The following is a 10,884-nucleotide window of genomic DNA, read 5'->3' as shown; positions in this document are numbered from 1 at the left end:
TTTATTTATAGCGACGCAGGTTGAGCAGGCTTAAAGGTGGTTAGTTTTAAGGTTTTCGTAAGTACCTTTTACCAAGATGTCATTAGTGACTTGATTGATGTCGGTGTGACCACAAAATGCCATGCTGATATCACACTCGTTATAAATCAGCTCTAGCGCGCGGCGAACACCATCTTCACCATACGCCCCTAGGCCGTAAAGAAAAGCGCGACCGATCATCGTGCCCTTTGCGCCCAGCGAGATGGCCTTTAGTACATCTTGACCTGAGCGAATACCGCTGTCTAACCACACCTCAATATTGCTGTTTTCAGCGTGTACCGCTTGTACAATATCAGCGAGGGCAGAGATAGAAGAGAGCGCACCGTCCAACTGCCGCCCACCATGATTTGAAACCACCAGCGCATCGGCACCGCTACGCGCAGCTAAGATAGCATCTTCAGGCTCCATAATGCCTTTGATGATAAGTTTGCCACCCCACATATCTTTGATACGGGCGACATCGTCCCAGCTCAATGCAGGGTCAAACTGTTCGGCCGTCCATGCTGATAGTGACGAGATATCCTCGACGTTTTTGGCATGACCGACGATATTACCAAAGGTGCGTCTTTTAGTACCCAGCATATTTAGGCACCATTCAGGCTTGGTCATGAGATTTAATATATTAGCGAGTGTTGGTTTCGGTGGTGCAGACAGACCGTTCTTGATGTCTTTGTGGCGTTGACCCAATACTTGCAAATCAGCGGTCAATATCAGTGCTGAGCAATTGGCAGCTTTGGCACGGCGGATCAGATTGGCCATAAATTCTTGGTCGCGCATGACATATAACTGAAACCAAAAGGGCGCATTGGTATTTTCTGCCACATCTTCGATAGAGCAGATACTCATGGTCGATAATGAAAAAGGCACGCCAAATTTTTCGGCTGCTCGCGCGGCGTGAATCTCGCCATCCGCCCACATCATGCCAGTAAAACCAGTGGGAGCGATGGCGACAGGCATCTTGACTGGCTCATCAATCATATGCGTTGCCAGACTGCGGTTGTCCATATTGACCAATACCCGCTGGCGCAATTTAATACGGTCAAAGTCGGTCTCATTGCTGCGATAAGTGGTCTCAGTCCATGAGCCTGAGTCGACATAATCATAAAACATACGCGGCACTTTACGTTCAGCGACACGGCGCAAGTCTTCGATTTCGGTGACTTTTTTTAAAGTGCTTTGCTTTAAAGTGGTTTGCTTTAAAGTGCTTTTCTTTAAAACAGGCTTTAACTCTTTCATAACGTTCTCGCTACTAAAGTTTTACGCTTGGCATGCCAGAAGCGATTATTGGTTTTATCAGGCATTTAATATTGTTATGAAGCCCTTAATAATTGCTGCAAATCCATCACGGAAAACGGATAGTTTAAGCGTTGAGTTGGTGTCAAAATAACGGGGATAGTGGTGGCAAACGCCATCATAAGCGGCTCATCGAAATCGGCGATATCGACAATCTTATAAGTGATAGGCTGTACCGCTTGAAACTGTATGATTAGCTGCTCAGCGACATCACATAAATGACAGCCAGAGGTTCCCAGTAGCCACCATTTATCAATATCATCAACGCTATTTTTAGCACCGTTTTTAGCGCTAGCAAGGCTGGGGTTTGCGTCAATCATACGCGCCCGCAATGCTTTTATGTCATTATCGTCCATAGTTATTCTCTCGCCTTAATATTGGCCGCACCGTACTTGTTTTTAGCTTTTTATCCAAAACGTGAGTATTGCTTCGTCTTGTTACGAAGTTTTTGTCGAAACGCTGTGACATGATAAAGAAGTGGGGTAAATAATGACAGCGATTGTGAGATTAGGTAAGATGACTTGCTGTTTATCGTTACCGATTTATGAGGATTGGCGTAGCGTTTTCACTGACGGCTTGTTACTTAAACGCTTCTACTCAGAGTGTTCTACTTTATTTTATTACTTTTTTAATCATTTGGATATCGCGCATGGCAAGTTTTGGCAAGTTTTTCAAACGGCTATTATTGGCAATAATGTTGTTGGTTGTGGCATTCCATGTGTTGGTCGCTGGACTACTGTTAATTTGGAAAACCCAGCCCATTAATAACAGCATGTTTATGCTGACCCATCGTTTAACAGGCGGTACAGTCACCCAAACGTGGGCAGAGTATGATGCCATTGCCAAGTCGGCCAAGCAAGCGGCGATAGCGAGTGAGGATTCGACGTTTAGTGAGCATAATGGTTTTGATATGAAAGGTATCGAGGCGGCGCGTAAGAAAAACGAAGAAACGGGTAAAATGTCTGCTGGTGGCTCAACGATTAGCCAGCAATTGGCAAAGAACTTGTTTTTGACTTCGCATCGCTCGTATGTGCGTAAGGGTGAGGAAGCCATTATTACCGTAATGATTGAAACGCTTTGGGACAAACAGCGTATCTTGACGGCTTATCTAAACGTAGCAGAGTTTGGCAATGGTATTTATGGTGTCGAAGCCGCGGCTCAGCATTACTTTGATAAATCGGCGGCCAATCTAAACCGTGATGAGTCAGCGCTACTGATCGCCATGCTGACCAACCCCAAGTACTATCAAGACAATCAGAGCGATAGACGCTTACGTAATAAACAGCGTATCATCAAAAAACGGATGAAAAATGCGGCATTGCCACAATCAGCTTAATTAATAAGCAGCGTAACTGCTCGCCTCAATTGTTATAAAGTTAAACGGGCAGCGATGTTAAATGGTGGCAGTATTTCATAAGCATGATGATAATAAAAAATGCTAACAAAGCGGTTGTCGGAAATGTTGTTTTTAAAAAGATGACGGCGTATCGATAATAAAAAAGGAGCGATGACATGGTAGGTGTGAATGATAAGCAGGACAAGGGTAATCACATCAATGACATGATTGATGTTAATGAGCTTAATAGCATTAATAGCGTTAGTAATCAGGCCAATGTAAAAGATAACAATGACAACCTAACCCAGATTGCATGGCAGCGTTCAGAAGACGGCAGCTATTCACCCAGCAGTTATATCAATCGTGACTTGTCCTTATTACAGTTTCATCTTCGTGTCTTAGCGCAGGCCGCCAGTCCTCACCATCCGCTCCTTGAGCGCCTGTTCTTTTTAATTATCTTTTCGTCAAATATCGATGAGTTTTTTGAGATTCGTGTCGCTGGCATCATGCAAAAACTTAATATTGCAGATATTTCGACCAGCGCCCACGGTATGCGCCCCAGTGAAGTGCTGAACGAAATTTCGACGATAACGCATGATGCAATTGCTGAGCAATATCGCATTCTTAACGAAGATGTCCTACCAGCGCTCGCTAAGGAAGACATCCGTTATCTCAAGCGCGACGAGCTCAATGCCGAGCAATCCGCTTGGATGAAGCGTTATTTTACTGAACAAGTATCGCCAGTATTGACACCCATCAGTATTGATCCTGCGCATCCATTTCCACGTTTGGTCAATAAGAGCCTAAACTTCATCGCTACATTAGAGGGCAAAGATGCCTTTGGTCGCGATATCAATCTAGCGATTGTACCTGCACCGCGCAGTTTGCCGCGGGTGATTCGTCTACCCGATGAGCTAACGGGCGGCAAAGAGCACCACGTGATGCTATCGGCCATCATTCATGAGCACATTGGTGAGCTATTTCCTGGGATGAATGTCACTGGCTGCCATCAATTTAGGCTGACGCGCAATGCCGATTTGGATTTGGCAGATGATGTCGAGGATATTGCCAAAGCATTAGAAGGCGAGCTAGAAAACCGCCGCTTTGGTGATAAAGTGCGTTTAGAGGTGACTACTGACTGTCCGGTACCTATTAGTGATTACTTGCTCAATGAGTTTGATCTGCATGATAATCAGCTATACCGGGTCAATGGCCCTGTCAACTTAACGCGTTTGTTGTTTGATTTTAATATTCCAGCACTGCGTTATCAGCCTTTTACTCATGTCGTGCCAAAAGTGTTCCGCCGTGAGATGGATAAGCTGGATAAATCGACCAGTATGTTTGCGGCTATGCGCAAAAGAGATGTGCTGGTACACCATCCTTTCAATGCGTTTTCGCCCATTATCAATCTATTGTGGCAAGCCGCCAGCGATCCAAAAGTGTTGGCAATTAAGCAGACGCTGTATCGCTCAGGCACCAATTCAGAAATCGTTAAAGCACTGGCCGCCGCTGCCCGTAATGGCAAAGAAGTTACTGCCGTCATCGAGTTGCGCGCCCGTTTTGATGAAGCCTCTAATATCGCGGTTGCCAACTACTTACAAGAAGCAGGGGCAGTTGTGGTGTATGGCATCGTCGGTTACAAAACCCATGCCAAGCTCATGCTTATTGTGCGCCGTGAGGACGACAGAATCCGCCGCTATGTGCATTTAGGGACGGGCAACTATCACGCCGCCAATGCCAAAGTTTATACTGATTATGGTTTGTTTAGCGCAGATGCTGACATCTCAGAAGACGTGCATAAGATATTCCAAGAGCTGACTGGTATGGGCAAACCTGCCAACCTCAAAAAGCTCCTGCACGCGCCCTTTACGCTGCATGAAAAACTAATGAGTTTTATCGATGATGAAATCGCTCATGCCAAGGCTGGCAAGCGCGCTCATATCATCGTCAAAGTCAACGCCCTAACCGAACGGCGTTTGATTGGCAAGCTATATGATGCCTCGCAAGCAGGGGTCAAAATTGAGCTGATTTTGCGCTCTATGTGTTGTCTACGCCCACAAGTAAAAGGGCTGTCCGAAAACATCACTGTGCGCTCTGTCATTGGTCGTTTTTTAGAGCACACGCGCATTTATTACTTTTATAATAACGGAGACGAGCGCTTATATTGCGGTAGTGCCGACTGGATGGATCGCAATTTATTCCATCGAGTCGAAGTGGCGTTTCCGATTGAAGATAAAAAGCTGTTTAAGCAGGTCTATGAAGATGGCTTGCTGAATTACCTAAAAGATAATACCCAGGCTTGGACGCTTGATGGTGATGGTGTATGGCAGCAGCTTCAGCCAGCAGCGGATGAGGTACCGCATAGCGCCCAAGAGTATTTATTAAAAGTTGTCAGTGGGGTGGGAGAGACAGTCTAGCCAGCCTTTTTAACCTCAGAGTTTATACAATTAAAGTTCATTAATTAAAGCCAAGCATAGATATCTATACTTGGCTTTAATTAATTGTGCCGTGTATACGAGTTACAAACTGTCTTGTAACCTCACATTTATTCACATATTGATACGGCAGTACACTGGTGCATTACTCAGTATTCTCCTTATACTTAATATAGTCAGTGAGAAGTAATATCGCTACATCACATCACGTACTGCGGGTACCGTTTTTTCTTGCTTGCTGTGCCTACGCAGACAGAGGCTGCAAAAAAACTATACCCGCAGTATCGTAGCGCTTTTAAAGTATTTTAACTATATCAGTTAACCGATTATAAAAATATGGAGTCATTATGAGTAATACAACGAACGATACGTCAGATATCAAAAAAGCAGCAGAACAAGCTGACGGTCAGAAAATTGAGAAAAACCTAAAAGACAATAAACAAGCGGACACACCTGAACAGCTGAGTGAGAAAGAGCAAACTTCTTTTATTGAAGAGGATTTGCGCACGGATAAGTAGTGACTGCTCTAGACGTTCGGATTAAAAAAATTAATATACCAACGCGAGGGATACGCTATGACAGCTAATAGACATACCAATGAAGAAAAAGTATTGGTCGATGACCCATCTCTACTACATCCAAAAAATAGCCAAGATAGCTATGAAGGACGTAAGCATGAACCCGATATTGATGGTCCACAACAAGAGTCGCAAGAAACCGATGAGATATATTCTGATCCGCGCAAGGAAGAGGATTTACCAGCAGGCGGCAAAAACGTTGCAGATTTAGATGCTCATGATTTGAGTCAAGAAAGCGAGAAGTAAGTTCTCATATAAGTGACTATTTTATCTTATATCAATGAGCCTTTATAAAAATGAGCCTTTATGAATAAGCGTTGTCAGACATCTAGTGGCCAATAAAATAATAACAAAGCTGAGTTAAAATATAAGGATATCACTATGCAAAATAAAGATATGCAAACCAAAGACCCCGCGTTGACTAAAACGCCTGTCGATGACCAGGTCGATCATCATGAGATTCATAATGATAGGACACATGATGGTATCGCCGATAATATCCTAGGTCATGATAACGAGGATAAAAGTACCCAGACATTCCAAGAAACAGTCATTGGTACAAGATACGCCAGTGATGATGCCGAGCATGGTGACCATATGCACGAAGATATCCACCATGATAGTTATAATGTGATGTCTACCGACGATAGTATTGTAGATGATACAACTATCAACAAAGGAACGGAAACGTTTGAAACAGGGGTCTTTGACTCAAAACACGTAAATGATAATGACAATCCTGCACGTCAGCCTGATCGCCGTGACCAAGAAGGCAATGCTTTTGATGAAGGCGTCAATGAACATACGACTGTTGATGATGCTTCTAAAAGCACAGAGATAAACGATAGGAATCGCTATGCAAGCGTTGATAACGCCCAGACACGTGTACTAAACCCTGACGACAAGGATTGATAGTCCTTTTGCAGTACTCTAGAAATCGCAGGTTATATAGAAGAAATTTTGCGATAAAAACATTGCGATAAATTGCTATAAGGAGTCATTATGAATAAGACAGACCATAATACAGTCAATAACAATCATGAGTTAAAAGATGCAGACGATAACAATGGTATCGTTCCTGATGATGCCTTGCAAAAAGTCAATCCAGCTGCGGCAGAAAGAGTCACTGACGACCATGACCCGCATAATGTTGCCAAAAACACCAAACAGTATGATAGCTCGTTAATGGAAGACGACAAATAACCATTTATTGTAATAAGCGAAATTAAATAGAAGTAAAAAAGTGAAGTAACTGATCGAGTTCAATACTCTAATCCGTTACTTCACTTTTTTTGACAAAGCGATAGCTGACGCTATATATAGTGATGAACACTAAAACTGATACGGCTGTATTAGTGTGCTATTGGTATAAATTTTTCTAGCGTGCTGCATACGCAGAGGCTGCGCAAAATTCATCCCAGTAGCACTGTAGTAATTCTCAGATATTTTGACTGCCTTTAAGCAGGGGAGCCGCTATGAAAACGTAGCTCAGTGTCTGGACTTGATATTAGCTCTGCTTCTATTGCTTTAAAAAATGCCACACGCTCATCAATATTCTCCTCAGATAGTGATTGTGCCAGTGCCAAATAATCCTCAAAATGACGGCTTTCTGACTTTAATAGATAACGATAGTATTTAGCCAAACGCTCATCATCGATAACCTCAGCAAGTGCCGCAAAGCGCTCGCAAGAGCGCGCCTCAATAAATGCCCCAATAATCAACACATCTACCATCGCTGCTGGCTCGTAAGTACGTTTATGCTTTAGCATACCTTTGGCATAGCGGCCTGCACTCAGATATTCCCAGACCTGACCGCGCTCATTCATGATGCCGAGCACTTGCTCGTAATGTAGCATCTCCTCACGTATCAGCTGTGCCAATTTACGCTGTAGTTCATAAGAAAACTCATAGCGAAATATCAAGTTCATCGCGGTACCAGCGGCTTTTTTTTCGCAATTGGCATGATCCTGAATGATTAACGGCAAGTTCGCGAGAGCCGCCTCAACCCAAGATTGTGTGGTTCTAGCGCCCAAAAATTTATAGATAGGTGACAAGTCTACTTTTATGGGTGTGCGTAACTGGGTGATATCGACGCTATCTTCTTTAATATCGTCTATTGATGTCTGTGGTATTGAGGGGCTTTTCTGATTTATAGTCATAGTTTAAATGGGCTCTATTTACGGGTGATGGACACAATAAATGACCTATTCAACATCATTTATTGTGTCCGATATATTCTAACGGATATTCATTAATAGATAACGGTTAAGCATAAATAGGTATTGAAATGATTACTTACAGTTTATAATTAGCGTATAAAACAGTGACTATCAAGTATTGCTAATGATGTATAAGGCTTACGCTTTATGGCTTATCATATATTATATAGTTTCATTATTTACTTGGTGAATACCATTTTCCTGTTTATTTTATTACTTGATAGTAGGATGGTATTTTGCTTTTCGGGCATTTTGTCTTACTATTGATTGTCACTTAGTGGTCAGTGGCATGCAGTATAACAATTGCCAATCCTGTAGCAAAACATCATATTTGTAGACAGGTCTGGCTAAAGGCAGTCGAAAATCACCACTAGTCTATGGAATAGACACTATATTATTGGATAATTGGCTGCTCAATAACAGCTGATACTTTGCGTTGTCATGTTTGCTATTTATTTCAGCCAAATTTGAGATTTAGCATTTTCAAACCGTTACGGTCACAACTTAGCACTAACTCACCTCACGAACAGATTAAGGATAACAACATGAGCCAGTCTTCTAACGTCAATCGTATTCAAAAAGGTATTCTTGCCATTGATCAGCAATTGTATGACTTTATTGAAAACGAAGTGCTACCGAAAGTCGGTGTTGATTCAGACGGTTATTGGTCGGGTTTTGAAAAGGTTATTAAAGAATTTACCCCACGTAACAAGGCGCTACTAGAGACTCGTGAAAAAATTCAAGCGCAGATTGATCAGTGGCATCTAGACAATCCTGCCCAAAATGGTGAGATTGATTACCCCGCTTACAAGGCATTCTTGCAAGAAATCGGCTATCTGTTGCCAGAAGGCGATGACTTCAAAGTCAGCACCGAAAATGTCGATGACGAGATTGCAAAGATTGCTGGACCGCAGCTGGTTGTTCCAGTACGTAATGCTCGCTATGCACTGAACGCGACCAACGCCCGTTGGGGTAGTTTGTACGACGCTCTATATGGTACGGATGTCATCAGTGATGACAATGGTCAAGAAGCAAAGGGTGGCTATAACCCAACTCGCGGCGCAGCTGTTGTGGCCTACGCCAAAAAATTCTTAGATGAAAGCTTTGCGCTAGCATCAGGTTCATATAACGATGCGACTGGCTTTAAAGTGGTTGATGGCACGCTTGAAGTTGCTCAAGGTGATAGCAGCACGCAACTAAAAGATGCCGCACAGTTTTCAGGTTACGTTGGTGATGCAGATAGCCCAACGGCTATCCTATTAAAGAATAATAACTTGCATGCTGAAATTCAAATCGATGGCAGTCATCCCGTTGGTAAAGATGACCCAGCACATATTAAAGACGTATTATTAGAGTCAGCAATTACCGCTATTCAGGATTGTGAAGATTCAATCGCTGCTGTCGATGCCGAAGAAAAAGTCGAAGCCTATCATAACTGGCTAGGACTGATGAATGGTGATTTGCAAGAGACCTTTGAAAAAGGGGGCAAAACCCGTACGCGCAAACAAAACCCAGACCGTGAATATACCGCGCCAGATGGTAGCTCGTTTACCTTACCGGGTCGCTCGCTATTGTTGCTCCGTAACGTCGGTCACTTGATGCAAAACCCTGCCATTTTAGTTGACTTGGGTAACGGTCAAGAACAGATATTCGAAGGTTTGATGGATGCACTGATTACCCCGCTATTGTCTTTGAATGATTTAAAAGGTAAAACTGAGCTATCAAACTCACGTGAAGGCTCGATGTATATCGTTAAGCCAAAAATGCACAGCCCTGAAGAAGTAAAAATGGCCAATGATTTGTTTGATGCTTCAGAGGATTTATTAGGCTTAGAACGTAATACCATAAAAATCGGTGTGATGGATGAAGAACGCCGCATGACGGTCAACCTAAAAGAGGCCATTCGCCAAGCAAAAGAGCGCATTATCTTTATTAACACGGGTTTCTTGGATCGTACTGGTGACGAGATGCATACCAGCATGAACGCCGGACCATTTGTGCGTAAAGGTGATATGAAGTCGCAAGCATGGCAACCAGCGTATGAGCAGTGGAACGTTGATGTCGGACTTGAAACAGGTCTACAAGGTCATGCTCAGATCGGTAAAGGCATGTGGGCGAAGCCTGATGAGATGAAGGAGATGATGGACACCAAAGCTGCGCATCCAAAAGCAGGCGCTAGTACCGCATGGGTACCGTCACCAACAGGGGCAACCTTGCACAGCATGCACTATCATCAGGTGAATGTCGCTGATGTTCAGGACAGTCTAAAATCACGCGAGCGTGCCAGCTTAGATGATATCTTGACCATTCCTTTGGCAAAAGACACCAATTGGACAGAGGAAGAGAAACAACAAGAACTAGAAAACAACGCTCAGGGCATTTTAGGCTATGTCGTACGTTGGGTAAACCAAGGCGTTGGTTGCTCTAAAGTGCCGGACATCAATGATGTTGGTTTGATGGAAGACCGCGCAACGTTGCGTATCTCCAGCCAGCACATTGCCAACTGGTTACATCACGGTATTGTCAGTGAGCAGCAAGTGATGGAGGCGATGAAACGTATGGCAAAAGTCGTCGATGAGCAAAATGCTGGTGATGCTGACTATCGACCAATGGCGAATGATTTTGATAACTCTTATGCCTTCAAAGCCGCTTGTGATTTGGTCTTTAAAGGTCGCGAGCAGCCAAGTGGTTATACTGAGCCACTATTGCATCAAGCACGACTTGACCTGAAAGCCAGCATCTAAATCGGTATGTTGGGCACATAATCTATTAAAAAACTTGTGATTTTTATGAGCGCTACTTATTTATACATAAGTAGCGCTTTATTTTGATGCTTAAAATTTGATACTTAAAAAACAGGCATTACGATAGCCAGAAATAGTTAGTAATGCTGTTAAACGATAAGCACTGTCTCTATTTAGGCATATAAGAGATTTCCTATATCAATGTTTATGAACTATAGCTAACACGATATAAGTTAATTA

At 43.2% G+C, this 10,884-nt stretch carries 10 protein-coding genes; 7 read left to right on the top strand and 3 right to left on the bottom strand.

The window, feature by feature from the left end; translation table 11 throughout:
- Positions 1–30 precede the first annotated feature (30 nt).
- Together ACT3TU_RS12495 and ACT3TU_RS12490 are read right to left on the bottom strand one after the other, a co-directional pair.
- On the bottom strand, positions 31–1,275 hold the full coding sequence (locus tag ACT3TU_RS12495; protein ID WP_225735355.1) for an alpha-hydroxy acid oxidase: 1,245 nt from the start codon (positions 1,273–1,275) through the stop codon (positions 31–33).
- 74 nt (positions 1,276–1,349) lie between these two features.
- Positions 1,350–1,688 (bottom strand): glutaredoxin family protein, encoded by a 339-nt coding sequence (locus ACT3TU_RS12490; RefSeq protein ID WP_192529573.1) that lies wholly within the window; start codon positions 1,686–1,688, stop codon positions 1,350–1,352.
- A gap of 293 nt (positions 1,689–1,981) precedes the next feature.
- Between ACT3TU_RS12490 and mtgA the strand changes: the two genes are divergently transcribed.
- The 6 genes from mtgA (at position 1,982) to ACT3TU_RS12460 (ending at position 6,884) form a co-directional block, all read left to right on the top strand.
- On the top strand, positions 1,982–2,668 hold the full coding sequence (gene mtgA, locus ACT3TU_RS12485; RefSeq protein ID WP_192522832.1) for a monofunctional biosynthetic peptidoglycan transglycosylase: 687 nt from the start codon (positions 1,982–1,984) through the stop codon (positions 2,666–2,668).
- Between the two features lie 224 nt (positions 2,669–2,892).
- On the top strand, positions 2,893–5,085 hold the full coding sequence (gene ppk1 / locus ACT3TU_RS12480; protein WP_192529578.1) for a polyphosphate kinase 1: 2,193 nt from the start codon (positions 2,893–2,895) through the stop codon (positions 5,083–5,085).
- 365 nt (positions 5,086–5,450) lie between these two features.
- Positions 5,451–5,621, top strand: a complete 171-nt coding sequence (locus tag ACT3TU_RS12475; RefSeq protein WP_192522834.1) for a hypothetical protein — start codon at positions 5,451–5,453, stop codon at positions 5,619–5,621.
- 57 nt (positions 5,622–5,678) lie between these two features.
- On the top strand, positions 5,679–5,927 hold the full coding sequence (locus ACT3TU_RS12470; protein ID WP_192522835.1) for a hypothetical protein: 249 nt from the start codon (positions 5,679–5,681) through the stop codon (positions 5,925–5,927).
- Positions 5,928–6,062: 135 nt separating this feature from the next.
- Positions 6,063–6,593, top strand: a complete 531-nt coding sequence (locus ACT3TU_RS12465; RefSeq protein ID WP_225735356.1) for a hypothetical protein — start codon at positions 6,063–6,065, stop codon at positions 6,591–6,593.
- Positions 6,594–6,683: 90 nt separating this feature from the next.
- On the top strand, positions 6,684–6,884 hold the full coding sequence (locus tag ACT3TU_RS12460; protein ID WP_192529574.1) for a hypothetical protein: 201 nt from the start codon (positions 6,684–6,686) through the stop codon (positions 6,882–6,884).
- 254 nt (positions 6,885–7,138) lie between these two features.
- Here the strand turns inward: ACT3TU_RS12460 and ACT3TU_RS12455 are convergent, their stop codons facing one another.
- On the bottom strand, positions 7,139–7,840 hold the full coding sequence (locus ACT3TU_RS12455; protein ID WP_192529575.1) for a tRNA-(ms[2]io[6]A)-hydroxylase: 702 nt from the start codon (positions 7,838–7,840) through the stop codon (positions 7,139–7,141).
- Positions 7,841–8,445: 605 nt separating this feature from the next.
- Between ACT3TU_RS12455 and ACT3TU_RS12450 the strand changes: the two genes are divergently transcribed.
- Entirely contained in the window at positions 8,446–10,644 is a 2,199-nt protein-coding gene (locus ACT3TU_RS12450; RefSeq protein ID WP_192529576.1) for a malate synthase G, read from the top strand.
- Positions 10,645–10,884: the final 240 nt, after the last annotated feature.

Origin of the sequence: Psychrobacter sp. AOP3-A1-26 (genome assembly GCF_052378235.1) — a bacterium.
GTDB lineage: Bacteria > Pseudomonadota > Gammaproteobacteria > Pseudomonadales > Moraxellaceae > Psychrobacter.
This window is presented reverse-complemented; position numbering and strand designations above follow the sequence as displayed.

Bases quoted from the DNA above. Each gene is read 5' to 3' on its own strand.
- ACT3TU_RS12495 (WP_225735355.1), bottom strand. From the start codon at position 1,275: ATGAAAGAGTTAAAGCCTGTTTTAAAGAAAAGCACTTTAAAGCAAACC.
- ACT3TU_RS12490 (WP_192529573.1), bottom strand. From the start codon at position 1,688: ATGGACGATAATGACATAAAAGCATTGCGGGCGCGTATGATTGACGCA.
- mtgA (WP_192522832.1), top strand. From the start codon at position 1,982: ATGGCAAGTTTTGGCAAGTTTTTCAAACGGCTATTATTGGCAATAATG.
- ppk1 (WP_192529578.1), top strand. From the start codon at position 2,893: ATGATTGATGTTAATGAGCTTAATAGCATTAATAGCGTTAGTAATCAG.
- ACT3TU_RS12475 (WP_192522834.1), top strand. From the start codon at position 5,451: ATGAGTAATACAACGAACGATACGTCAGATATCAAAAAAGCAGCAGAA.
- ACT3TU_RS12470 (WP_192522835.1), top strand. From the start codon at position 5,679: ATGACAGCTAATAGACATACCAATGAAGAAAAAGTATTGGTCGATGAC.
- ACT3TU_RS12465 (WP_225735356.1), top strand. From the start codon at position 6,063: ATGCAAAATAAAGATATGCAAACCAAAGACCCCGCGTTGACTAAAACG.
- ACT3TU_RS12460 (WP_192529574.1), top strand. From the start codon at position 6,684: ATGAATAAGACAGACCATAATACAGTCAATAACAATCATGAGTTAAAA.
- ACT3TU_RS12455 (WP_192529575.1), bottom strand. From the start codon at position 7,840: ATGACTATAAATCAGAAAAGCCCCTCAATACCACAGACATCAATAGAC.
- ACT3TU_RS12450 (WP_192529576.1), top strand. From the start codon at position 8,446: ATGAGCCAGTCTTCTAACGTCAATCGTATTCAAAAAGGTATTCTTGCC.